This window comes from Streptomyces sp. 796.1 (assembly GCF_047525675.1).
In the GTDB taxonomy this organism is placed as follows: domain Bacteria; phylum Actinomycetota; class Actinomycetes; order Streptomycetales; family Streptomycetaceae; genus Streptomyces.
In genome coordinates, this window is record NZ_JBLIWA010000018.1 from 1 (window position 1) to 24,031 (window position 24,031).

A 24,031-nucleotide genomic window follows, 5' to 3' on the forward strand; every position below is an offset into this window, starting at 1 on the left:
CGCCGCCGGGGCCGGCACCGGGCCCACGGCGGTCGCCCGCCCGCCCGGCGGCAGCGCCTGGCCCCAGTCGGCCGGCCCGCCCTGACCGCCGGCGCCCGCGCCGTCCACCGGCTCGGGCCCGTCCGCCGGATGCGCCACCTGCACGCCGCCCTGACCGCCGGTGGCCGCCTCCAGCGCACTGGCCAGCCGTTCGAAGAACAGGCTGCGGTTGGGCAGCCGGGTGACCGGGTCGTGCATCTGGAGGTGGCGCAGCCGGGCCTGGAGGTCGTGCTGTTCGCTGACGTCCACGACGGTCAGCAGCACCGACCGCGGCGCCGCCGACCGCTCCGCGCGCGGCCCGTGCCGCTGCTCGGGGCGCTGCTCGGGTCGGCGGTCGGGCAGGTGGTCGGTGCGGCGGTCCGCGCGCAGCTCGCGCGGCTCGGGTAGCTGTTCCGCGGCGGCCGAGCGCGGGCCGGGCCGCGGCTCCGCGCGCCGGTCGGTCCGCGTGTCCGGTGCCGGCACGGCGGGCAGCAGGTGCTCGTCGACCAGCGGGACGACGGTGATCTCCACCCAGCGGGAGCGGCCGTCCGGCCCCCGCAGCCGCCGGGTGCAGCGCAACCGGTCGTGCCGCCCGCGCAACACTTCGCGGTACGCGCCCCACAGGCGCGGGTCCTCCCGCAGGTCGGCCAGGTCGGCGGCGGCGGTGCCGGCCAACTGCTCGGGGGCGGCGCCGAGCAGCGCTCCGAGAGCCGCGTTCGCGGCACGTACCACCCCCTCGTGGTCGACGACTGCCATCGCCACATGCGCGGCATGAAAGGCGGCGCGGTACTCACTCAGTGGTGCGTTACGTTCCGTCATCGTCGGCAGGGTCGCGCTGCGCGCGCCGCTCTGGCCGTCGAGAGATCCGCTCACCGCTCGCTCCCGCAAGGCGCTCGTCTCGTACAGGGTGTGGGTCAGTCACATACCGGACGTCGGGCAGCCGATGCGGGCGACCCGGAGAGGGAATTCGCGCTGGAAATGTGGCGATCATAGAGGTTTGCTCTTCGGCCATTCCAGCGACACCGCCGTGATCAACGGTGCGACCTTGGGGTCGAGGCAAGAGATTGATTGCTTTTGGCGGACCGTGCACGATCCCAGCTTTCAATTGACCGGCTGTGACTTTCTGTTACATACCCGCATGGCAGCCTTGTCACTCGACTGGTCGAGTGGAACAGGGCGTACCGCAATAAAACACCACAAGGTGGGGGAGGGTGTCTCCTCGTTTCCCCCGCGGAGGTCGTTGTGATGCGTTCGCGTGGTCGCGACGGGACGGGGCCGCTGCGCCGGGCCGCGGCGGTCCTGACCTCGCTGAGCGCGGTCGTCGCGACCACCGTGGTCGCGGGGCCCGCCGCCGCGGCCGGTCCCGGCGGCCCGTGCGCGCTGGAGCGCACCGCCGCCCACCACTCCGAGGGGCTCGACTCCTGGAACGCGGAATATCCGCGCCCGACCGGCACCGTCGACGCCCTGATGGTCTTCCTCGCCTTCCCCGGCAGCCGCCCGACCTTCTCCCCGGCCGAGCTGGCCGCCGACCACTTCCCCGGCACCTCCGACTTCTTCGCCCGCGCCTCGTACGGCGGCCTCGACCTGCGGGTCCATCCGCTGCGGCACTGGCTGACGATGCCGGCGCCGGCCACCTCGTACGCCATACAGCGCGACTGGGGCGGCGAGCGGCGCGACGCCTATCTGCGCGACGCGCTCGCCACGGCCGATCCGGAAGTGGACTTCGACCGCTACGACCTGGTCTATCTGGTCGCCGACCCGGGCGCCCCCGGCGTGGACGCGGACGCCACCAAGGTGGTCAACCTCGATCAGCCGCTGATCGCAGACGATGCGCGATTGCGCCGACTGGTGACCGTCTTCGAACGCCATCCGCCCGACCACAACGTCCTCGCCCACGAGACCGGGCACGTCTTCGACCTGCCCGACCTCTACCACCGCCCGAGCGACGGCAAGGGCGACTGGGACACCTACGTCGGCGACTGGGACCTGATGGGCAGCCAGTTCGGGATGGCGCCCGAGCCGTTCGGCTGGCACAAGTGGAAGCTGGGGTGGATCGGCGGGCGCGAGGTGGTCTGCGTCCACCGCCCCGGCACCGTCCTGCACACCCTCGACCCGCTCGGCGTCCCCCGCGCGCCAGACGGGCCCGCCCATCCGCGCCTGGTGGTGGTGCGCACCGGCCCGGACAGCGTGCTGGCAGTCGAGGCGCGCGGCGCGTACGGCAACGACGCGGGCAGTTGCACGGAGGGCGTGCTGATCTACCGGGTACGCAGCGGGACCGCCTCCACCGAGGGCCCCATCAAGGTCGTCGACGGCCACCCGGGAAGCACTTCCTGCGAGAGCGCGTCGGTCTACCCCACCCTCGCCGACGCCCCGCTCGACGTGGGCGAGAGCTACGAATCGCCCGAGGACGGCCTGCGCATCACGGTGGAGGACGCAACGCTCCCCGACGCCTCAGCGGCGGATGCGACCGGCTCGAAGGCGGGCCCCGAGGGACGGGGCGCGACCTGGACCGTGAAGATCAGTTACGAGCCTGCCGGCTGAGCGAGCCCCGGGGACCGGAGCGGCCAGAGATGCCCGAGGACCGCCGCTGGCACGCCGAAGGGCCCCCGTACCGAAATACGGAGGCCCTTCTTCAGGTGCGCCGCCAGGGACTCGAACCCCGGACCCGCTGATTAAGAGTCAGCTGCTCTAACCAACTGAGCTAGCGGCGCTCGCTGACGTAGAAGACATTAGCACCCGGGGCCGGCGGAATGAAAATCGGTCATGGCTGAGGTGAATCAGTCACTACGGGCCGTACTCGCCCTGGTCACGGGCGTGCCGGCGGTCGCGCCCCGGGCCTGCCTGCGGGCGGCGCGGACACAGGCCCACAGCAGGACGTCAGGCCCGGGCAGCCAGGGGTGGCGCACCTCGGGGGCGACCAGCCAGCGCGACGCGGGGCCCGCCAGGGCCTGGGCGAGCCCGTCGGCGTCGGCGCCGTCCACCGGCCGCGCGTCGAGCGCCTGGGGGTGCGCCGCGGGGCCGGTCCGCGCGGTGTGCGCCGGGTCGATGCCCGCGGGGCCGGGTTCGGGCCGGCCCCCGTACGGGGCCGCGGGCCGTTCGTGCACCAGGGGCTCGCCGGCCAGGCGGGAGGCGCCGGCGGCGGGGTGCCCGGGCTGCGCCGGGCCGGCCGCGCCGTGGGGCAGGCCGGGCACATCGGGGAGGCCGGGCAGGGCGGGCGCGCCGGGTGGGAGCTGGGTGGCGGGGGAGGGCTGGGGGGTGTCGGGGCGCTGGGCGCGGATCGGGCCGAGGAGCGGATCGGCCGGCTCCAGTAGGTCGCCGGGGCCGGCGGGGCCGGCGGGACCGGCAGGCTCGGCGGCGTGCAGCGGCGGGATGGTGACCGCGTCGCCGGTGCCGTGGTAGAGCAGCGGCGGCACCCCGGCCCCCCACTCCTCCCAGCTCAGCAGGGACGGCAGCCGCTGGGCGACGCCCGGTCTGGTGAACATCAGCACGCGCCCGCGCTGCACCGCGACCGGCCCAGAGCCCGGGCCGTCGCACCAGAGCCGGTCGACCATCCGCCGCCCGAACAGCGCCGGCGCGCTCACCACGTCGAACGCGGTCCCGCAGGGCAGCACGCTGGGCGCCCCCGGCCGCGCCGCCCACAGCGCGTGCACGCTCCGCGGGAAGGCGCTCGCCGAGGCCAGCCAGTCCGCGCCGGCGGGCGTCACCCAGGCGGCCCCGTACCGCGGGTCGTCCGACCTCTCCCGCCGCCCGCGCACCGGCCGCTGCGGGGCGGACTCCGGCCTGGTGGGGGCCGTGCCCTGGGCGCGGCGGGCCTGCCGGGCGCCCTCGTACGCGTCCTGCGGCGCCGAACTGAGACCGCTCCCCGCGCCCCCCGGCCGCCGCGGCTGCCGGGTCGGTAAGCCGGCGGGGGTGGTCGCCGGGGCGGCCGGGGCGGATGGGCTGGGGAGAACTGGTGGGGCTGGGGTGGTGTCCGGGGGCGTGTCGGCGCGGGGGTGCGGGGGGCCCGGCGCGGGCGGCGTACGGGGTGGGGTTTCGTTTCCGCACGGGGCCGGGGCGGTGCTCGGGGAGCGGGGTTCCGCGTGGTCGGCGGCGGGGGGCGGGGCGTCTTGCGGGTGACCAGTGCGGGGGCCGGCGGCGGGGCTGGCGACAGGGCTGGCGGCGGGGCCGGGGTGTGTCGGGTGGCCGCTGCCGGGCGGTACGCCGCCGCCCGCCCCCGGCTGCGTCCCGCTGCACGACGGCCGACCGCCCCCGCACCTCCGGGCGAGTCGGATCTCGCTGCCGTGCCTTCCGCCACCGTTCGCGCTGTCGCTGGTACTGGTCATGGCGGACATACTTACCGGGCGTCCATCTTCCGTTTTGGACGAATCCCGGAAACCGGGACACGGCGGGGCAGGGCGGGGTATCTTGCGCCCCGCCTACCTGGCGGGCATGTGCCACTGGTGCATGTGTCCTGCCTGGTCCATTGGCCTATCCGGTCGGCGTGTGCTCGCGCCGGTGCCGGGGTAGCGGGCCCGCGGCGCCCGATGCGGTGCGGACGGCTTCCCGTACGGCCCTCCCGATGGTGATCCGTGCAGTCCGGCGGAGGTGTGTCGTGCCTGGTGGGGGCCTTGGGGGCGGGGGCCGGTGGGTGTCGGCCCGCTCCGTACCGGGCCCGCTCGGCGGGGCGTCGGGCCGGTCAGGAGCGGGGTCGCCGCGTCGGGGTGGGGCGGATCAGGACTCCGCCACGGCGCCGTCGCGCAGCAATTCACGCCCGAACTCGACCATCTTCCGCGCGTAGTCCTCGGTCCAGTCCGCCCGTTCGGCGATCGCGGCCAGCGGCAGCCGGTCGAACCGCTGCGGGTCGGCGAGCTGCGCCGCGGCCATCGCCTGGAACTCCGTCGCCCGGTCCGCTGCCGCCCGGAACGCGAGCGTCAGCTCGGTCGAGCGGGCCAGCAGTTCGGCGGGGTCCTCCATCGACTCCAGGTCGAAGAAGTGCTCGGGGTCCGCGGTGGCCTCGGAGGGCTCGAAGAGCAGCGGCGCGGGTTTGAGGCGCCGCGCCGGGCTGGTGCGCGGTTGGGCAGCCGAATGCGGCTCGGACATGGATCTACCTCCGGTGTTGAGTGCCGCGTTCCATTGTCCAGCCCCGCGCAAGACCACTCGGCCGGGCGAAACGGGGCCGGGGGCCGGGCCGGAGGTGGGGCCGAGGGCGTGCTGAGGGGTGGTGCCGAGGATGTGCTGAGAAGGGGGCCGACGGGGAAGGCCGGCGCCGCGTACCGTACGCAGCCCGCCAGCCCGCCAGCCCGCCAGCCCGCCAGCCCGCCAGCCCGCCAGCCCGCCAGCCCGCCGCAACCCCGGCCGACCCGTTTGGCCGGCTCAAACAAGCAGTCCGAGGCCGCCCGCGGGGTGTCCGCTCACGGGCGCCAGGGGACCCGGTGTTCGTTCAGATGGGCCAGGACGGCATGGTTCGCCTCCCAACCGTCCGGGAAACGGAGGCTCACCCCGAGTTGGACCGGTTCCGTCGACGGGTGTTCGTCCAGGAGCTCGGGCACGCCGGCGCGGCAGACGACGATGCAGGCGTGGCGGTGCCGGGAGGCCAGCACGCACAGCCGGCCGGTCTCCAGGTGGAAGGCGGTGGCGTCGGGCCGGCCGGACAGCGGGTGCAGCACGACGGTCACGTCGAACTCGCGGCCCTGGAGCCGGTTCGCGGTGTCCACCACGACGCCGGCCACGCCGAGGTCGGCCAGCGCTGCCCGGACCGCGGCGGCCTGGTCGCGGTGGGCCGTGCCGACCGCTATCCGGGCCGCCGTCAGCGGCACCGGGTCAGGACCGCGCTCGCTGGTCGCGGCCCCGCCGCGGTCCAGCAGCCGGCGCACCACCAGGGCCACCGCCCGTACCGCCTCCGGATCCGTACGCGGCGTGTGCCGGGCGGGCAGTTCCAGCAGGCCCCAACCGGACTCCGCCGCCTCGTCCACCACCCGGTCGATGCCCGACCCGTCGGACGCGACGCCGAACGACAGCCGCCGGTCGCCGTGGCCGGTGCCGCTGCGAAAGGGCGTGTACGGATAGAAGGCGTCCGAGACGAGCGGGGCGGCGGAGGCGGGCAGCCGCCAGGAGACGGGCAGCCGGTGCTGCGGCAACTGCGGGTTGTGCGCGAGGAGGGTGCTGACCGCGCTGCTCGACGGGTCGTAGGCGAGGCCCGACCACTGCTCGGCGCCGACCACGCTGAACGGGTCGAGCTGCCCCGGGTCGCCGACGAACAGCGCCCGCTCGAAGAGCCCCGCCACGGCCAGCAGCGCATCGGAACGCATTTGGTACGCCTCGTCGACGATGGCGTGCTGCCACGGCTCGACGTTCTTGGTGTGCGCCCACTTCGCGGCTGTCGAGATCACCACGTCGAGCCCGCTGAGCTCGGCGATCTTGGCGGAGGTGCGGACCGCGGGCAGGGCGTCGAGCGCCGGGTCGTACGCCGAAGGGTCGCTGCTGTGCAGCCGGCCGACGGGCAGTTCGGGCTCCGCCTCGGCCAGCCGCAGCACCAGGTCGTCCACCTGCGCATTGGTCTGCGCCACGACCATCAGCGGCCGGCCGGCCGCGGCCAGCTCCCGGGCGGCGCGCACCACCAGCGTGGACTTGCCCGCACCGGGCGGCGAGTCGACCACCACGCCGCGCTCGGTGCCGTGCACCGTGTCGGCCAGGATCGCCGCGGTCGCCGCGGCAGCCTCGGCCCCCGGATCGAACCCCGCGTCCCCCGCGGAGTTGCCCGTTCCGGGGCCGGGGGAGCCGGGGCCGTGGGGGCTCGGCGTGCGAGGGCCCGGTGGGTGGGGGCCTGGTGTGTGAGGGTCGGTTCCGCCGGCCGCGGGGCGGGCGTCGGGCCGCTGGAGGGGGCGGGCGGTGCCGCCCGGGCCGCCGGGGGCGGTCGGGTCGCTCGGACTGGTCGGGCCGCCCGGGCCGGTGAGGCGGACGGGGGCGGCGGCGTCGGCGTCGCTCACAGGAAGTCCTCGTCGGTCACGGGGTCGGGCAGGAAGGCGGGCGGCAGGGACGGGACGGACGGGTTGCCGACCTCGGCGGTGGTTTCGGCGGCGGCGCCGGACGGGGCGGAATTGTCGACTCCGTCGGCTCCACTGATTCCGCCGATCCCACTGGTACCGCCTGTTTCGCCGGGCCCGCCGGCTCCAGCGTCCCCCGCGACCGCGACCGCGGCGGCTTCCACGGCCACGGCCGCCGTCGGAGCGCCGGCGTGCAGCGGTGGGCCGCCGTGCGTCCACGGGGTCTGTTCGGGCTCGGGCAGTTCGGGCCCGCCGCGCGGTGCGTGCTCGAACAGGGTCCAGCACACCCGGTCGCCGGTCTCGGGCACCGTACCGGCCTCGGGGACCTTGCCCCGGCCCATGCCGCCGGTGAGCCGCACCACCAGGGTCAGCGCTTCGGCGGGCCCGGCGGCGCCGTCCCGTTCCGCCACGCCGTACGCCACGAACTCCGCCGTCTGCGTCTTGCCGCCGGCCAGCGCCCGGTAGAGCTTGGTCCCCTCGTCGAGGAGCGGCCGGTCGTCGGTGGTCAGTGTGACGAGCGGGCGCGGGCGCGGGACCTTCGCCTGCGAGTACGCCATCTCCACCGCCGTGACGGCCCCGGCGAACGCCTCGCCGGCCAGCCGCCTGGCCGCCATGACCAGCGGATCGTCCAGTGCTTCCTGCGCGTCGAGCTGCGTCTGGGCGGTCTCCCGCGCGGCCAGCTTGCGCGCCGCGGTCACCGCGTCGTCCCACTTCGGCTGGGGCGGCTCGCCGGCCCGCACCCGGTCCCGGTGGCCCGTGTACGACCAGCGGTCACGCTTCCACCGCTCGCCGACCCGCGCCCCGACCGGCAGCGTCCGCAGCAGGTCGATGCCGTGCCACAGCGCGTCCCAGGTCGGTTGGAGCTGGCCGGCGACCAACGCGCGCATGGCCTGCTCGGCCTCGGCGATCGCCGCGGGGTCGCCGCCGGCCCGAGCCGCGTCGTAGCGCGCCATGGTCGGGGCGAGCAGCCGGTTGTCGAAGGCCGGGTCGGTCGCGGGGCCGGCGGGCGGGCGTCTCAACTGGCCGCGCGCGTCGCGCGCGGACTCGGCCAGCAGCGCCGCCTCGGGGCCGGTGAGCCCCTCGGGCGGATCGATCCACGCCAGCAACGCCCCCAGGTGCTGGTCCTCGATCCGGCTCTGCCCGGTGGCCCAGTGCTGCCCGAGCAGATCGGTGAGGGCCAGCAACAGCGACGAACCCGGTACCCGGGCCCGCTCGCCGTAGTGCGTCAGCCAACGCCCGAGCAGCGGCACCCGCGCGGGCGCCGCCACCTGCGCGGCCGTCCCGGCCACCGCCGCGTCTGACGCCTGCGCCGGATCATCCGCCCCCGCCCGCGCGGGATCACCCGTCGCCGGCGTCCCTGCCGCGTCGCCCGCGCCCGCGCGTTGGGCCTCCGTACCGCCGTCCTCGCGCACGGTGCCGGCTACGAGCCCGACCGGAGGCCGCCGCAGGGCCGCCGAGGAGGAGCCCGCGACGCCCTCCGGCTCGTGTTCGGCGGCCCTGCGGAACCGCATCGACCGGCCGAGCAGCCGTACGAAATCGATGCCGGGACCGCTCGGCACCAGCAACTGCGGCGCGTCGGCGCACAGCTCGACCTGGACCGTGACCCGCTTCCCGGTCTCCGGGTCGGTCTCCTTGCGCTCCTCCCACTCCACCTCGTCCGCGGCGCCCGCGAAGTGCGGCAGCATCGCCTCGGCGAGCTCGGCGAGGAACGTGAACCGCAGGTCGCGGTCGCGCGGCTGCGGTACGACCAGGAGGCGGGGCGCGTCCCGGTCCGTGCCCACCAGCGCACCGAGCGGTGCGCCCGCCTCGCCCGCGGTGGTCAGCGGCACGAACACCAGCGGTCGGTCGGCCAGGTGCCGGTGGAGCACGGTGGCCGCCGGCAGCGCCCGCCCACAGCGCACCGCCTCCATCCGCGCCAACGTCGTCAACAGCGCCATCAGCCCTCCTCCCCGCGCTCGGCCGATCCGGTCCCCGGCCCGCAGGCCGTCGCGTCCGCGCGGGCGGCGGCGGCCTCGGCCAGCGCCTCCGCGCGCAGCGCCGCGGCCCTGCGCAGCGCGAGCACCGCGGGATCGGCCGCGTCCCCGCTCGCCGTGGCCAACGCGCCAGGATCGGCCACGCCGGGCGCCCCGGCGGGATCAGACGCCCGGGCCGGTGCGGGCCCGGCCCCCGCTCCCGCCTCTGCTGCTCCCGTCTCCGCCGCTCCCGCGGCCCGCTCCGCACCGGGGCCGTGCGCCGCCGCGAGCACGGCCGCCATCGTCGTGAGGCCGCCGAGCTCCCCCCGTACGCCCCGGCCCAGGGTCTCCACCGCGCCCGCGGCCCGCGCCTGGTGCCGGCAGTGGAAGGCCAGCTCGCAGGAGGCGAGACAGTCCGGCACGTACGCGGCCGGGACCGCGTCCACGGTGGCGGACAGCTCCGCCAGCGGGCGCGTCGGGGTCTTGCCGTCGTCCGCGAGCATCAGGTCGAACGTCGCGCCCGCGGGAAGCGCCGCGGCGATCTCCTCGATCCGGGTGAGCCTGGCGAGCTGCCGGCCGGTCACCGCGAGCTGCTTGCGGACGTCGATCAGCTCGGCCGTCGGGAGGTTCGAGAAGTCCTTCGGGCACACCAGCAGCACCCGCTGCCGCACCAGCCCCGCCGCGTCCACCGTGCCGTCCTGCGGCCCGTTCAACCCCGTCCCGCCCAGCACGGACGCCCCGGCACCGGCCGCACCGCCCCCGCCCGCGGGTCCGGCCGCCCCACCGGCATCAGGACCGGCATCGGCATCGGGACCCGGATCGGGACTGGCAGCCCCGGCGCCGTCCGCTCCCGCCCCGCGGGCCGAACCGGCCACACCGCCCGAATCGGCTGCCCCAGCCGAACCAACCGCACCGGTCGAACCAACCGCACCGATCACCCCGGCCAGCTCGCGTAGCGCCAGCACGTACACCGCGGCCTGTCGGGCCGCCGCGCCCACCTTCGTCGGGTCCGCCGTGCCGTCCAACATGGGGAAGGACTTGATCTCCACGACGGTCCAACTGCCGTCGGGGTGCACCACCACCGCGTCCGGCTCCAGGTACGCGGGCGAGCCGGCCACCGACACGCTCACCATCGGATGCCGGAGCACCGCCCAGCGGCCGGCCGCGGTGGCCTCGGCGAGGGCGATCCGGGTACGGGCCGTGCGGCCGTCGGGCCCGTCGGCGGTCAGCTCGGGCGCGTCCACGGCGCCCGGCGGGGGCGGCGGGCCTGGGTCGGTGACGCGCTCCCGCAGCAGCGCGACCAACTGCTCCCCGCCGTCCGCGGTGACCCGCGCTTCGAAGACGTTGCCGCGCTGGTGCGCGAAGTACGACTGGCCGAACGTCGCGGGGCTGCCCAGCGCCGTGGCCAGCGCCGACTTGTCCACGCCCGCGCCGTCGAGCAGCGCGCGGCGGCGGCAGCCGGGGTTGGCGGCCAGCGCCGCGAGCGCACGGGCGTCCAGCGGGCGCGCGGTGACCCGCGGCCCCCGCAGCTCAGCGAGCCGCTGCCCGAGCGCCGTCCGCTGAGGCGGCGGCGTCGCGGTCGGCTTGTCGCGTCGGCTGTTGAGGGATGTGCTCACCTGCCGAAGTCTCGCACCCACCACTGACAACCGGTGTGCTCACCTCGGAATCGGCGCCCGCGACCTGCGCCGCCGCCGCGTCCGCCGAGCCCACCGCGGCAGGCTCGGAGCGCTCCTGCGGCGCCTCCGCGGGACCGTCGCCCGGCCCGTACGCGGCGCCGGAACCGCCCGCACCGGCCTCCGCACCCGCCGGGGCAGCGCCGCTCACGGCGGTGTCACCGAACCTGGCCCGGGCCCGGGCCGCGAGCCGCAGGGCGGGCTTGGCCAGCAGGAAGCCGATGCCCATCACGGCGGCGCCGGCCACCGCGTCCAGGAAGTAGTGGTTCGCCGTGCCCATCACGACGAGCAGGGTGAGCAGCGGGTACGCCACGCCGGCCACCTTGGCCCAGCGGCCCCGGCCGTGCTGCCACAGCACGATGCCGCACCACAGGGCCCACCCGACGTGCAGGCTCGGCATCGCCGCGTACTGGTTGGTCAGCCCGCCCAGCCCGCGCGGCGCACTGGCCTCGCCGCCCCACCAGCCGTACGACCCGTACTGCGCCATGGTGTCGACGAAGCCGTGGCTGGCGTCGAGCAGCCGGGGCGGGCAGGTGGGCAGCAGGGTGAAGCCGACCAGGCCGATGAGGGTGGAAAGCAACAGCCAGGTGCGCATCAGGCGGTAGCTGGCCGAGGCGCGCTTCCACAGCCACACCAAGATCGCCGGGGTGACGACGTAGTGCAGCGAGGCGTACGCGAAGTCGGCCGGTATGCCGAGCGAGGCGTGCTCGGTGAACAGGTTGTTGAGGGGCGTCTCGAAGTCGATGTGCAGGGTCTGCTCGAACTCCAGGATGCCCAGGCCGTGGTCGACGGCGTCGGACACGGAACCCCGTGCCAACAGTCGGCCGGCCGAGTACGCGGCGTACACCACGGCGATCAGCGGCAACTCGGCCCACCAGCGGGGCTGGTTGCGCTGTGGTGACCCGGTACGGGGCGCGGTATGGGGCATCCGGTCGCTCTCCCAAGTGTGTTCAGGCGGCCAAAAGGCGCGCAGTCAACCGTACGGTCTCCGAGGAGTGGCCCGCACATCCACCCCGGATAGTCCGGCCAAATGTCGGGTTTGCCTGCTGTGGGGGCCTCCCGGCCGTGGTGCGCAGGGGACAAGACGCCGCGCGGGCCCTGCGGGTTGCCTATCGAACTCGTACGCGATGATGGATCACGGGCCGCCGGCATGCCGGACCTGCCCGGTTAACCCCCCGAACGAGCGAAAGGCCCCCTCGATGGCAGCACGTATCCTGCTGGCCCGCCATGGCCAGACGGCCTGGTCGCTGTCCGGGAAGCACACGGGTCGCACGGACATCCCGCTCCTGGACGAGGGGCGCCGCGGCGCCAAGCTACTCGGCGAGCGGCTGCACCGCGCCCCCTGGGACGGGCTCCCGGAGGTCGAGATTCGCACCAGTCCGTTGGTGCGCGCGAGCGAGACCTGCGAATTGGCGGGATTCGGCGGCCGGGCGACGCCCTGGGACGCGCTCATGGAGTGGGACTACGGGCCGTACGAGGGCATGACGCCGGACGAGATCAAGGCGGTCAGGCCCGACTGGCTGATCTGGCGCGACGGGGTGCCCACCGGCGTCCCGGGCACCGCGACCCCGGGCGAGTCGGTGGCCGACGTCACGGCGCGCGTGGACGAGGTGGTGGCCTGGGCCCGCGCCGCCGACCGCGACGTGCTGGTCTTCGCCCACGGCCACGTGCTGCGCTCGCTCGCCGCCCGCTGGCTCGGCTTCGACCTCGCCTTCGGCGCCCGCATCCGCCTCGACCCCACCTCGCTCTCCATCCTCGGCTGGGCCTACGGGGAGCCCGCCATCGAGCGCTGGAACGACACCGGCCACCTCGCCTGAACGCCCCACCGGCCGCCCGATCCGCGCGGGCGCGGTACGCGGTACGGCGCGCGGCCAGACGTTCGGGGTACGGCCGGCCCACCGCCCGCCCGCGCGCCTAGGCGGCAGCGGATCTCACGACTCCTCGGCGTGGCAGCCCCAGTCGCCCGCGCACGCTAGGCGGAGAGCGTCAGGCGTGACCTACGCGCGCGGGGGACGAGAACCAGCGCCGTCATCGCCCGCCCGGCAGCCAGCATCGCCATCGCGCGCCCGCGCGTAGGGCCGGCGCCGCGATCGCCCACCCTCGCGCGCGCCCGCGCGTAGCCCGGTTCAGCCGTGGCGCGCCGCGGCGTGCCGGGTCAGGAAGCGGGCCACCGCGGGTTGCTTGCGCCAGGGGCGCAGCCCGTCGGCCACCTCGTCGAGCATGGCCCGGATGCGGGTGGAGTGGACCTGGCCGAGGAGGGCGAGGACGCGTTCGCCGGCGGCTGCGGCCTCCTCGGGGGCGCGCCCGCCGACCAGGTCGAGGGCGAGTTCGGCGGTGAACAGCGCGGTGTTGCGGACGAACTGCGGGCCCTGTAGCACCACCGCGCGCTCCGCGTGCTCCGCCGCCCGCTGCCACTCCCGCAGCGCCGACCAGCACTGCGCCTCAAGCCCCGCGAGTTCCGCCTCGCCGAAGAACGTCATCCACTCCGGATCGGCGTCCGAAGGACCGGCGTCGAACAGCCGCTGGGCCCGGAGCAGCGCCCGTACGCAGCCGGCCCGGTCCGCGAGCCCGGCCCGGCCGCCGGCCTCGCGCAGCGCGAGCAGCGACAGCAGCCGGGGCGAGGCCAGCCCGCGCGCGGCGCGCTGCCCGGCCTGCGCGGCCTGCACCGCCTCCCGGGGGCGCCGCGCGTCCCTGGCCAGGAAGGCCATGTTGCAGAACGCGTGCGACTCCAGGGCCTGGTCATCGGCCAGCCGCGCGGTCGCCAGCGCCTCCGCGTAGTGCGAGCGCGCCTGGGTGACCCGCCCCGAGTCGTGGGCCAGCCACCCCACCGAGATGGCCAACTCGCCGGCGCCCGCGTGCAGCCGCCGGCTCAGTGCTTGCACGCCGGTGCCCGCGTCGAGCAGGTCGTAGGCGGCGTTCAGGGGCTGCACGGCACCGCGGTAGATGCCGTCGCCGCCGTGCCGGTCGTCCAACAGCCGGATGTGCCGCACGGCCTCCTCCAGGGCCGCCGCCTCCGTCGTACCGATGCGCCCGCGCGGTCGGGGCAGTTGCGGCAGCTCGGCCGTCAGCGGCGACCGCGGCACCCGGGCGGCGCGTGCCCCGCCGCGCGTCGGGGCGCCGCCGGGGTCGCCGCCCGGCGCGCTCGGACCGGCAGCCCAGGCGGGCCCGAGCTCCAGCGAGACGGCGGCCACCGTGGCGGAGCCCAGGGTCATGAAGGCACGACGGCGCACGGGGCCCTCCTCGTGGCTGGCGGGTTGGTCGACTGCGGGCCGGCCGGGGGCCGCACCGGAAGCCGCGGCCCGGGGGCGGGCGGGCAGCGGGGAGTACGGGGCGTCCGGAGGGTCCGTCGGGTACGGGTTCGTTGCCGGGTACGGGCCGCTCGCCGGGTACGGGCCCTCCGGCGCGTGGGGCGCCGAGGCCGCGGGCGTGGGGGTTGGCGTGGGGGTTGGCGTGGCTGGAGCGCTCGGGGTGGTCGGTGCGACTGGCGTGCCCGCGTGGGCGCCGGGCGGGTGAGCGGCCAGGGGGCCGGATGGGCCGTCGGGGGCCGGGGCACCGTTGTGTGCCGTGGGGTGTACGGCGGGCGGGCCGGCGCCCGGCCGGCCGGTGGGCGCCCCGGGCCAGCCCTGCGCGGTGGGCTGCGCCGCCGCACGCCCGGCGTCCGGCGCCGCCTCCCGCACACCGTTCCCCCGCACGCTCGCCCGTGGGGCGAAGCCCAGGTCGGACAGGGTGCGGCCGGGGAACATGTGCCGGAAGACACGCTCATACGCATAGTTGGGGCAGCGGATCGCGCCGGACTCGACCCGTCCGATGTAGCGGGCGTCGCAGGAGACCTGCTCGCCGATCTCCCGCGCCGAGCGCCGCACCAGGGCCGCGAACTCGCCCGGAGAGAGTTGTCCGCGCAGCCGCCGGAAGGCCGCGTTCGGCCGTGGCGACGCGGGTTCTGATGCCGAGGCCATGGCGGTGCCCTCCTGGCGATCCCCGCCCCGGGGCGCTGCCAGGGGCGGACCGGTGCCGTGAATCGGCGGCACGACCGTACCGGCTGGGTGAGCGGGATCACAGCGAGATTTGGCTACAAAACGGATATCTCACCCGTGATTTGCCATGAAGTGCCATCCTTTGCGGCGGCCTTGCGCCGTAGCTGTTGACGTTTTGTTGCGTTGGTCTCCTTGGACCATGGCAGTCACGCGGAGGAGGGGTCCCCTTGCCGGACGCCACATCAGCCACCGGGGCAGACGCTAACGGCTCGCGGATGCCCGCACAGTTCCGCCACCGCCCCAGCGACGAGCGCGGCAACCCGCTGCCGCTCGCCCGACCGCATCCGGTGGGGGGCCGCGACGACACCGCGGCCGGCCCGCCCGACCCGCGCGCCGACCGCGCCGGCTGGGGCGCCCCGCGCCCCGCGCCCCGGCCGGCCGCCGCCCCGCCACCGCGCTCCACCGCGCAACCCGTCGCCACCACGCAACCCGCCCCCGGGGAACCCGCGGCGGGTGCGTGCGACGTGGTCACCGTCCCCGCCCGGCAGGGCTTCGAAGCCGCTGACCTGCTGCTGCGCGAGTCCGACGGCGTGGGCCCGGTGCTCCACGACGGCGCGGACAACACGCTCAGCTTCGTGGTGCCCGCAGGCACCGCCGCCGAATGGGACGTACCGGGCAGCGCCTGCACCCGTACGCACGGCCGTGGCCTGGACATCGGGGCCGTTGAGGCCGCCGGGACGCCGGGCGCGGGCCGTGCCGCAGGCGCCTACCCGGCCGGGGAAGCCGGCGCCAACCGGGGGGACGGCCCCGCGCGCGAGGATCGCGCCGACCGGGACGCCGGCCCCGAACCGGCGCAGCCGGCCCCGCCCCCGCCCCCGCTGGCCGGCGCCGCCTGGCTCGTGCCGCCCGCCGACGCGTACCGCGAGACCACCGACCCGGCCGTGCTGCGGGCCGCGCTCGGGGAGGCGGCCCGGGTGATCGAGGCTGTGGACCGCTGCCGCTGACGAGGCCCCGGCGCCCGCGGGCGCGCCCGTCCTCGGCCACCGATGCGCCGCCGTGCACCGCCCGCACCCCCGTGGCCTGCGGTGATCGATACTGGTCGGATGGCACGAGGCAAACGCGGACGGCAGGGCGGTGCGGAATCGCGGACGCGGGGTGAGCGGGTGGGGCGGGCCGGGGCCGCCGCTGCGGCCGATGCGCCCGACGGCGCGGCAGCCCCGACCGACGCCCGGCGGGGACGCGCCCGCGCCCGCGCGCGTACCGCAGCCGAACCGGCCCGTGCACAGGTGGCCGGCGGCCGGGCGGAACTGGTGGGGGACCGGGACCGGCCGCGCGGCTACACCCTGCTGATCGACGGCGCCCCGCAGTCCCACGTGGACCTGGACGACCCGGGCTACCTCGACTTCGCGTACCAACGCAGGCTCGGCCACGTCATCGACCTGGTCGCGGCGCCGGGCCGGCCGGTCCAGGCGGTGCACCTCGGCGGCGGCGCACTCACCCTCGCCCGCTACTTGGCCGCGTCCCGGCCCCGCTCCACCCAGCAGGTCGTGGAGGTCGACGCGCCGCTGGTGGAGTTCGTACGCCGGGAGCTGCCGTGGGAGAGCGGCTGGCGCATCCGGGTCCGCGCGGCCGACGCCCGGGCGGGGCTCGGCAAAGTGCCCGACGGCTGGGCCGACCTGATCATCGCCGACGTCTTCCACGGCGCCCGCACCCCCGCCCACCTCACCAGCGTCGAGTTCCTCGCCGAGGTCCGCCGCGCGCTGCGGCCCGGCGGTTGGTACGCGGCGAACATCGCCGACGGCGCCCCGCTGACCCATCTGCGAGGCCAAGTGGCCACCGCCCGTGCAGTCTTCGCCGAAGCCTGTCTGACCGCCGATCCGGCCGTACTGCGCGGCCGGCGCTTCGGCAACGCCGTACTGCTCGCCGGCGACGCCCCGCTGCCGATCGCCGAACTGACCCGGCGCGCGGCCAGCGACCCGCACCTGGCGCGGGTCGAACACGGCCGCTCCCTGGCCGACTTCACCGGTGGCGCCCGCCCGACCACCGACGCGGACGCCACCGCATCGCCGCCCCCACCGCCCGACACCTTCGCCTGACCTGACCTGACCTGACCTGACCTGACCTGAGCTGACCTGAACCTGGGCTGACCGGTCTCGGCCGTCCGCCCCCCCCCGCGCGGCCCGCGGCCAGCCCAAACGTTTCGCTGCCTCCGGCGCCGCCGTGCCCCACCCCCGTCCACGCGGGCGCGACGCGACCCGCAGCACCGTGGTCACCTGCGGCGCGGACACGTTACTGCCGCGTTCCCCCGCGCGTGACCCGCCGCGTAGGGGGGAGAGAACTCGCGTACGGATGGGTCGGGGGCCCGTGCGGAGCGCGGCGGCGTGTTTGTGGGTTGTGAACACGTGTCGGCGCCTAAGCGGCCTCCTGTTGTGAGGAGTTGAAGCATTGGCGCAGATCAGGGCCGCGGAGGCGGATGCGCGGCACGGCTGCCGACATTTGATTGTTGTTGAATGTCTAGCGATCGTCGGCGCGACGGAGGGGACCGGCGCATGAGGGGGGAGACACGGATGGCGGCGGCCAGACGGCGGGGTGCCGGGCGAACCAGGCCCACCCTGGAGGAGGTTGCCGCGCGGGCGGGAGTGGGGCGGGGCACCGCATCACGGGTGATCAACGGTTCGCCGCGGGTGAGCGACCGTACCCGCGCCGCGGTCGAACAGGCGGTGGCCGACCTCGGGTACGTGCCGAACCGCGCGGCCCGCGCCCTGGCCGCCAACCGGGCCGACGCCGTGGCCCTGGTCATCCCCGAGCCGGAGACCCGCCTCTTCGCCGAGCCGTACTTCTCCGACATCATCCGGGGCGTCGGCGGCGAACTGGCCGACACCGACCTGCAACTGCTGCTCACCATCGTCCGTACCGCCAAGGAACGGCAGCGGCTCGCGGACTACCTGGCGGCGCACCGCGTGGACGGCGTCCTGCTGATCTCGGCGCACGCCGCGGACCCGCTGCCCGACCTGCTGGAGCGGATGGAGATACCGGCGGTGCTCAGCGGCCGGCGCACCGCCCGCGAGGCCGCCGCGTACGTCGACTCCGACAACCTCGGCGGCGCCCGCGCGGCCGTCACCCACCTCGTCGAACGGGGCCGGCGGGCCATCGCCACCATCACCGGGCCGCTCGACACGTACACCGCGCAGTGCCGTCTCGACGGCTACCGCGAGGCGCTGGAGGCCGCCGACCTGCCGCGTGCCGCGGACCTGGTCGAGCCGGGCGACTTCACTGAGGAGGGCGGCCGGCGTGCGATGGCCGCCCTGCTGGCCCGCCGCCCCGACGTCGACGCGGTCTTCGCGGCCTCCGACGTGATGGCCGCGGGCGCCCGCCGGGTGCTGCGCGAGCACGGCCGCAAGATCCCCGACGACGTCGCCGTCGTCGGCTACGGCGATTCGCCGCTGGCCCGGCACATGGACCCGCCGCTGACCAGCGTCCGCCAGGCCACGGAGGAGATGGGCCGCGCGATGGCCAGGGTCCTGCTGGAACAGATGGCCAGCTACGCGCCCCAGACCGGCACGCCGCTGCCCCGCCCCCAACTCGTACTCCCCGCAGAGTTGGTGCGCCGCGAGTCCTCCTGACGCGCCCCGGCGCCCCGCGGTGGTCCCGTGACGGCCCCGTGTGTGGTCCCGCTGTCCCGGAGGCGTCAGCCCCGCCTGCGGGCCGGTGCGGGGCGCCGCCGCGGCCCGCCGTACGGCCCCGACCCCGGCCCGCGCCGGGCCGGACCCGCGCCCGGCGCCCGCCACGCCTGCACGGGGCGGTTGGGTGCGGGGGTGGCGGAGCGGATACGGAGCGGGCGGGGGCGGGCGCCGGGCGGACCCGGAGCCGATACGGGGCCCGGTGGCCGGCCCGGCGCCCCTCCCTCAGCCCACCGCCTGGCGAGCCGCAGCAGCCGGCCCCAGCCCACCGGCCGCCCGCGGCCCGCCCCCCCCAGAGAGGCAGGTCCCGGAGCGGGCAGGCCGCAAAGGGAGGCAGATCCCGGAGCACACGACCGACCCCGATGTGCGCCCCGGCCGCCCCGGGCGCACGCTGGAACCATGGCTGAGCACCCGCCCGTGATCGTCCATCCGCCGGTCGCCTCCGGAGGGCGGCGGGTCACGATCCGCGGTGTCATCGTCGGCCTGGCCCACGGGCGCGGGGACGTAGCGGAGTTCCTGCGCCGGGCCGGCGTGGAGGACCCGGACGACCTGAGGTTGGACGACCCCGAACAGATCGAGTGGCGCGGCGGTGACATGGACCACTGGCCGGCCCCGGAGGGCTGAGCGCCTTCGCGTGCCGGGCTGTTTGGCCGTCGTGTGGCCATGAAACGATGAAGGCCGGGCGGCTGCTGCGTTTCCGCAGACCAGCCACCCGGCCTCTTGGGGTGAGTAACGGGACTCGAACCCGCGACATCCTGGACCACAACCAGGTGCTCTACCAGCTGAGCTATACCCACCATGACCGGCGCTTTCCTTGCCGGCCGAGAAAAAGTGTACAGGGTCCGAAGGGGTGCTCGCTCCCGGCTTATGGAGAGCCGGGAGCGAGCCGTGTCACGCCTTCGGTGACGGCAGGACGTGCTTCTCCGCGATGGCCTTCGCCGTCTCGGAATCCGGGCCGGGCTGCGGCACGAAAACCGCCTCGCGGTAGTAGCGCAGTTCCGCGATGCTCTCCCGGATGTCGGCGAGCGCCCGGTGGTTGCCGTTCTTCGGCGGACTGTTGAAGTACGCCCGCGGGTACCAGCGGCGGGCCAACTCCTTGATCGACGACACGTCGACGATCCGGTAGTGGAGGTGGCCCTCCAGGTCCGGCATGTCGCGGAGCAGGAAGCCACGGTCGGTGCTGACCGAGTTTCCGCACAGCGGTGCCTTCCCCACGTCCGGCACGTGGGCCCTGACGTACGCCAGGACCTGCTGCTCGGCGTCGGCGAGCGTGGTGCCGCCGTCCAGCTCGTCGAGCAGCCCCGACGCGGTGTGCATCTCGCGCACCACGTCCGGCATGGTGGTCAGCGCCTCGGCGGGTGGACGGATCACGATGTCCACGCCGTCGCCGATGATGTTGAGTTCGGAATCGGTGACCAGCGCGGCCACCTCAATGAGCGCGTCGTCGGACAGCGAGAGGCCGGTCATCTCGCAGTCGATCCACACCATGCGATCGTTCATGCCGTCACCCTACGGGGCGTTCCCGCTGGCCGGGCAGGCTGGCGCGGCCCGGGGTGCGGGCCGACTGCTCGGGCAACCGATGGGCGTAGGCGTCCGAATCGGGCTTGCCGGCCTCCCGGTCGCCGTGCGCCTGGCCGCCGTGCACCATCCCGGCGTGCGCCAGTCCGCCGTGCGTGAGCGCCGTGGCGCCGGCGGGACCGCCGTGGGCGGCTGCCGCGGCCACGGACGTCCGGCGGACCTGCACCGGGTCGCCCGGGCGCTGCTCGATCAGCTCTGGTCGGTCGGCCCGCTCGTGCCGCTCCGGCCGGTCCGAGCGCTCGGGCGGTCCGCCCTGCGGCCGGCGGGCCCGGTACGCGGCCCGGTACGCCGCGGGCGACGAGCCGAGCTGCCGCCGGAAGTGCCCGCGCAGCGCGACCGGTGAGCGGAACCCGCACCGCCCGGCGACCTCGTCGACGGAGTAGTCGGAGGTCTCCAGGAGCCGCTGCGCCTGGAGCACCCGCTGGGTGATCAGCCACTGGAGTGGAGCGCTCCCAGTGAGCGAGCGGAACCTTCGGTCGAAGGTCCGCCGGCTCATGTACGCGCGCGCCGCCAGCGCCTCCACGTCGAACTGCTCGTGGAGGTGCTCCAACGCCCACGCCACGACCTCGGCCAGCGGGTCGGCGCCGATCTCCTCCGGCAGCGAGCGGTCCAGATAGCGTTCCTGCCCGCCGGAGCGGCGGGGCGGTACGACGAGCCTGCGGGCCAGCGCACCGGCCGCGTCCGCGCCGTGGTCGGTGCGGACCACGTGCAGGCACAGGTCGATGCCGGCAGCGGTGCCCGCCGAAGTCAGTACGTCACCGTCGTCCACGAAGAGCTCCCGCGGGTCCACGTGGACCGACGGATAGCGCTTGGCGAGCGTGGGTGCGTACATCCAGTGCGTCGTCGCCGGTCGCCCGTCGAGCAGCCCGGCCGCCGCCAAGACGAAGGCGCCCGTGCACAACCCGACGATGCGGGCGCCCTCCTCGTGCGCACGGCGCAGCGCGTCGAGCGCGGCCGTGGGCGGTGACTGGGTGATCGACCGCCACGCCGGTACGACGACGGTGCCCGCTCGTGAGAGGGCCTCCAAGCCGTACGGCGCGGTCAGTTCGAGCCCGCCCGTGGTCCGCAGCGGCACGTCTTCGCCCGCGCACACCAGCAATCGGTAGCGGGGAACGCCGGCGTCCTGCCGGTCGATGCCGAAAACGGAGAGCGGTATGGAGCTCTCGAAGATGGGGCCGCCGCTGAAGAGCAGCACTGCGACGATCTCCCGGCGGCGGCGTCCGGAGAGCTTTCGGGCGGCCTCCGGTACGGTTGTGGAGTCCTGGCTCATGGAACTAAGCCCCCCTGGGTGGTCGCGTCCTCTCGGTCCTGCACGTTTCCCCTCGGTCCTGAACGGTTCCCCCGCCGGTCATGGCCAAGATCGAATCTACTGTGTCGCGTGTGGTCACCGTGACCAGTTCACCACTCGCCCGTAAGTCGACATGACAACTTGGCGTAAAGCATTCGATCACGAAGCGTTGCACTCGTAGCGCCTGCTGGGAAGTGCGCCTTTCGCCGATGCCCACTCCCCGTAGGGGGTCCAGACCCCCAACACTCCTTTCCTAGCTGGTCAGACGTGGGTTTGGGGGCCTCTTGAGGAACAGGGACAACTTGTTCCGAAGTTGGCTGAAAACAGTTGGCCGCAAACGTACGAGCACATCAGTCGACCGTCGTACGGCCATCGGAGAGGCCGCTCATAGCGGGCTCATCGGGTGCCGTACGGCGCCTTCGTACGCCGCGAACGCGGAGCCGGTCACCGCTCATTCGCGCCGCCCGCCGCTCGGTGCGGCGCAGCAGCGCACGGCAGGTTGCGGTCATCGCGGCGAGCCCGAGCGTGATGCCGGTGGCGCCGTCGAAGGAGGCTCCGCACGCCAGGAGGGCACCGGTGCCGGCGTCCGGCAGAACGCACCCCACCGGTCGCCGGCGCCCGAACCAGCCCGCTCGGAGGCCCGCGGCGGCGCCGCGCCCCGGCAGCTCGGGCCTGACGCGGGGCCTGGCGCAGGGCGAGGTGGCCGGGGCGGCTGGGGCTTGCGGGGCCGGTGGGGGAGTGCCGCAGGAGAAGACGGGGGCGCGGACGCGGTGCCTGGGGCGGGCGGGGGCGCCGCACCCCTCGCACCCGGCACGGCACCCCTCGTACCGGATGCGGCGCCCCTCGTACCGGACGCTGGCCCCCCGTGCCGGACGCGGCACTCCTCGTATCGGGCGCTGAGTCCTCCGCACCGGACGCGGCGCCCCTCGTACCGGACATGCCGCCCCCCGCACCAGGCGCGGCGCCCCCGCGTCAGGCGCCGCATTCCTCGCGCCCGGTACCGCGGCGCGGCCCGGTGGGGTGTACTCGCTGAGTCGGGGCACGAACCCTGCCCTTCCGGGCGGGAATCCCTCCGGGTGACGGCTGGTGGGTACTACAACGCCTTGTTTGCCGTCGGACCACCGCACGGCGTACGCCGGGGGGCCACTTGGGGCATTGCGCTCGGCGCGCCCCTCCGGCATGCTCCGATGAAGCCCGCCACGGCTACCTCACGCCCGGGGTGGTCCCTGGGCAGGCGTGGAGCGGCGCCGTACCCTTGGGGGTATGAGGGTGGAAAGGTGAATCCCGGACGAATTCGGTCCGGTAGCGTCGTCCCACTTCCACACTTCGCCGCCCACCGCAAGTAGCCCCCCGCCGAACCCCTGTGCAACAGGACTTTCTTCGCCGAGACAACAGATGGCCGGTTACGAAATCCCCGAACCCGCGGACCGCAAGCGGGTCGCCGACTCGACGGCGCACCCCGAAGCGGCGGAAGAGACGCGTCATCCCTGCGATCCGGCGTTCCAGCACGGTGTGGTGGTCGGCTTCGACGGCTCGATGTCCAGCGAGCGAGCGCTCGCCTACGCCATCGGCATGGCCCGCCGCTCCGGCTCCGGACTGATCATCGTGCACGTCGCCAACCGCCTGCCCACGACGGTGTGGGCCGGCTGCGAACCCCCCGTCTTCGTCGACGTACCCGACCACCGCACCGAGGTGCTCGGCCTCGAACTCGCCTGCGCGGACCACCTCGCCGAGGTGCCGTGGATCCTGGTCGAGCGCGGCGGTGACATCTGCCACGAACTGGAGGAGGTCGGCCGGGAGTACGCGGCCGACGCCATCGTCGTGGGCTCCACGCACGGCCTGGTGGGCCGCATCTTCGGCTCCGTCGCCGGCCGGCTCGCGCGCCGCGCGCAGCGCCCGGTAGTCGTCATCCCCTAGCTGATCCGGCCCCGCTCGACCCGCGGGCGGCCCGGTGGGCCCATGGGTGGTCCCGACGGGCCCGCGCGCGGCTCCCGAGCGATCCATGAGCGGTCCCCGATCGACCCGCGGGCGGCTCCCGATCGATCCACAGACGGTTCACGAGCGGCCCCTCACCGATCCTCCAGCGGGTAGCCGCCCGCGGCTCGCACGCGTACGTGACCGGTGGGCGGCCCCCGTGGGTGTGGGTCGCCTTCCGGACATTTTCGCCGACCTCGATCCGACGGATGGCCGCGCGGGGTCCCCCGGTTGGCCCTACGGATTTACGCCATCCCGCCCGTGCATCTGGGGCCCCGATCGGCGCGCGGGCGGGCGCCCCGGCCGACCGCGGCGCCGGTTCTGGTTGCCCGGTGGCACGTGCCGGCGTCCCGCCGCGTGGCCCGCGCGCCCGCGCACCCCGGTATCCGGGCGCGCCACCCGCGCGGCGGCCCGCCGCACCCGCCGGCCACCCCCGCCGGGCGGCCCGCGCCCGCGCTCCGCCGCCCCGGCCTCCGCTGCCTCACGCTGCCGCCGTGTTCGCAACTGCTATCGATCATGGCGGCGGAACGCGGTGCGGATCGGGTGCGGACGGGGCGGGCGGGAGCGGCGGCCGGAGCGGCGGCGTACAGGGCGGCGGGCGCGGCAGTGGACGCGGCCGGGCGCCGCGGCGGAAGTGGTCGGGCGCGGGAAAAGGTTGACGGGGCATGAGTTCTTCGCCGCCGTCAGGTGGATTGTGCGTTTGTGAGGGGTACACACCCCACACGTGGCACACCGCCACGCAGCGGGGGGCCAGACGCGCCGCCGGCCGGGAGTGACGGTTCCCGGGTGGGTGGCTGCACGCCGACGTGAGGGCGACGTCGGCACCGGGAGGGGGGGGGGGGGGGGGGGGGGGGGGGGGGGGGGGGGGGGGG

17 protein-coding genes and 2 tRNA genes are annotated in these 24,031 nt (G+C 75.5%); 7 read left to right on the top strand and 12 right to left on the bottom strand.

Going from position 1 to position 24,031, the window contains the following annotated elements:
* Positions 1–837 (bottom strand): PAS domain S-box protein (locus tag ACMA1D_RS14055; protein WP_414724286.1); only part of this gene is annotated, 837 nt, incomplete at its 3' end.
* 426 nt (positions 838–1,263) lie between these two features.
* Here ACMA1D_RS14055 and ACMA1D_RS14060 point away from each other — a divergent pair.
* Positions 1,264–2,559 (top strand): M6 family metalloprotease domain-containing protein, encoded by a 1,296-nt coding sequence (locus ACMA1D_RS14060; RefSeq protein WP_414724287.1) that lies wholly within the window; start codon positions 1,264–1,266, stop codon positions 2,557–2,559.
* A gap of 96 nt (positions 2,560–2,655) precedes the next feature.
* On the opposite strand, the gene ACMA1D_RS14065 is transcribed toward ACMA1D_RS14060, so the two are convergent.
* The 7 genes from ACMA1D_RS14065 to ACMA1D_RS14095 all read right to left on the bottom strand — a co-directional run bounded on the left by ACMA1D_RS14065 (position 2,656) and on the right by ACMA1D_RS14095 (position 11,593).
* Positions 2,656–2,729 (bottom strand) — tRNA-Lys (locus ACMA1D_RS14065).
* Positions 2,730–2,795: 66 nt separating this feature from the next.
* Entirely contained in the window at positions 2,796–3,722 is a 927-nt protein-coding gene (locus tag ACMA1D_RS14070) for a hypothetical protein (protein ID WP_414724288.1), read from the bottom strand.
* Between the two features lie 1,006 nt (positions 3,723–4,728).
* Complete coding sequence (locus tag ACMA1D_RS14075; protein ID WP_414724289.1) at positions 4,729–5,097, bottom strand: hypothetical protein; 369 nt, start codon at positions 5,095–5,097, stop codon at positions 4,729–4,731.
* Positions 5,098–5,408: 311 nt separating this feature from the next.
* Positions 5,409–6,692, bottom strand: a complete 1,284-nt coding sequence (locus ACMA1D_RS14080; protein WP_414724401.1) for an AAA domain-containing protein — start codon at positions 6,690–6,692, stop codon at positions 5,409–5,411.
* Between the two features lie 287 nt (positions 6,693–6,979).
* Positions 6,980–8,977 (bottom strand): hypothetical protein, encoded by a 1,998-nt coding sequence (locus ACMA1D_RS14085; RefSeq protein WP_414724290.1) that lies wholly within the window; start codon positions 8,975–8,977, stop codon positions 6,980–6,982.
* Complete coding sequence (locus ACMA1D_RS14090; RefSeq protein WP_414724291.1) at positions 8,977–10,608, bottom strand: hypothetical protein; 1,632 nt, start codon at positions 10,606–10,608, stop codon at positions 8,977–8,979. Before ACMA1D_RS14090 ends, ACMA1D_RS14085 begins: the two co-directional genes overlap by 1 nt.
* Positions 10,523–11,593, bottom strand: a complete 1,071-nt coding sequence (locus ACMA1D_RS14095; protein ID WP_414724292.1) for a phosphatase PAP2 family protein — start codon at positions 11,591–11,593, stop codon at positions 10,523–10,525. The genes ACMA1D_RS14090 and ACMA1D_RS14095 overlap by 86 nt, the downstream gene beginning before the upstream one ends.
* 271 nt (positions 11,594–11,864) lie before the next feature.
* On the opposite strand from ACMA1D_RS14095, the gene ACMA1D_RS14100 reads away from it, so the two are divergent.
* Complete coding sequence (locus tag ACMA1D_RS14100; RefSeq protein WP_414724293.1) at positions 11,865–12,482, top strand: histidine phosphatase family protein; 618 nt, start codon at positions 11,865–11,867, stop codon at positions 12,480–12,482.
* A gap of 309 nt (positions 12,483–12,791) precedes the next feature.
* Here ACMA1D_RS14100 and ACMA1D_RS14105 read toward each other — a convergent pair whose 3' ends face one another.
* Positions 12,792–14,621 carry a hypothetical protein gene (locus ACMA1D_RS14105; protein ID WP_414724294.1) on the bottom strand — a complete coding sequence of 610 codons (1,830 nt, stop codon included), beginning with the start codon at positions 14,619–14,621 and terminating at the stop codon, positions 12,792–12,794.
* Between the two features lie 542 nt (positions 14,622–15,163).
* Between ACMA1D_RS14105 and ACMA1D_RS14110 the strand changes: the two genes are divergently transcribed.
* The 4 genes from ACMA1D_RS14110 to ACMA1D_RS14125 all read left to right on the top strand — a co-directional run bounded on the left by ACMA1D_RS14110 (position 15,164) and on the right by ACMA1D_RS14125 (position 18,943).
* Positions 15,164–15,643 (top strand): hypothetical protein, encoded by a 480-nt coding sequence (locus ACMA1D_RS14110; RefSeq protein WP_414724402.1) that lies wholly within the window; start codon positions 15,164–15,166, stop codon positions 15,641–15,643.
* 99 nt (positions 15,644–15,742) lie between these two features.
* On the top strand, positions 15,743–16,735 hold the full coding sequence (locus ACMA1D_RS14115; protein ID WP_414724295.1) for a spermidine synthase: 993 nt from the start codon (positions 15,743–15,745) through the stop codon (positions 16,733–16,735).
* A 471-nt stretch (positions 16,736–17,206) separates the two neighbouring features.
* Positions 17,207–18,262: a LacI family DNA-binding transcriptional regulator gene (locus ACMA1D_RS14120; protein ID WP_414724403.1), complete on the top strand. Its 1,056-nt coding sequence runs from the start codon at positions 17,207–17,209 to the stop codon at positions 18,260–18,262.
* Between the two features lie 456 nt (positions 18,263–18,718).
* The gene (locus ACMA1D_RS14125) at positions 18,719–18,943 is read left to right on the top strand and encodes a hypothetical protein (protein WP_414724296.1); all 225 of its coding nucleotides are present in this window, start codon (positions 18,719–18,721) and stop codon (positions 18,941–18,943) included.
* Between the two features lie 97 nt (positions 18,944–19,040).
* On the opposite strand, the gene ACMA1D_RS14130 is transcribed toward ACMA1D_RS14125, so the two are convergent.
* The 3 genes from ACMA1D_RS14130 to ACMA1D_RS14140 all read right to left on the bottom strand — a co-directional run bounded on the left by ACMA1D_RS14130 (position 19,041) and on the right by ACMA1D_RS14140 (position 21,167).
* A tRNA-His gene (locus tag ACMA1D_RS14130) sits at positions 19,041–19,116 on the bottom strand.
* Between the two features lie 94 nt (positions 19,117–19,210).
* The gene (gene orn, locus ACMA1D_RS14135; RefSeq protein WP_414724297.1) at positions 19,211–19,819 is read right to left on the bottom strand and encodes an oligoribonuclease; all 609 of its coding nucleotides are present in this window, start codon (positions 19,817–19,819) and stop codon (positions 19,211–19,213) included.
* 4 nt (positions 19,820–19,823) lie between these two features.
* Positions 19,824–21,167: a helix-turn-helix domain-containing protein gene (locus ACMA1D_RS14140; RefSeq protein ID WP_414724298.1), complete on the bottom strand. Its 1,344-nt coding sequence runs from the start codon at positions 21,165–21,167 to the stop codon at positions 19,824–19,826.
* Positions 21,168–22,580: 1,413 nt separating this feature from the next.
* Between ACMA1D_RS14140 and ACMA1D_RS14145 the strand changes: the two genes are divergently transcribed.
* Complete coding sequence (locus ACMA1D_RS14145) at positions 22,581–23,102, top strand: universal stress protein (protein WP_349997335.1); 522 nt, start codon at positions 22,581–22,583, stop codon at positions 23,100–23,102.
* Positions 23,103–24,031: the final 929 nt, after the last annotated feature.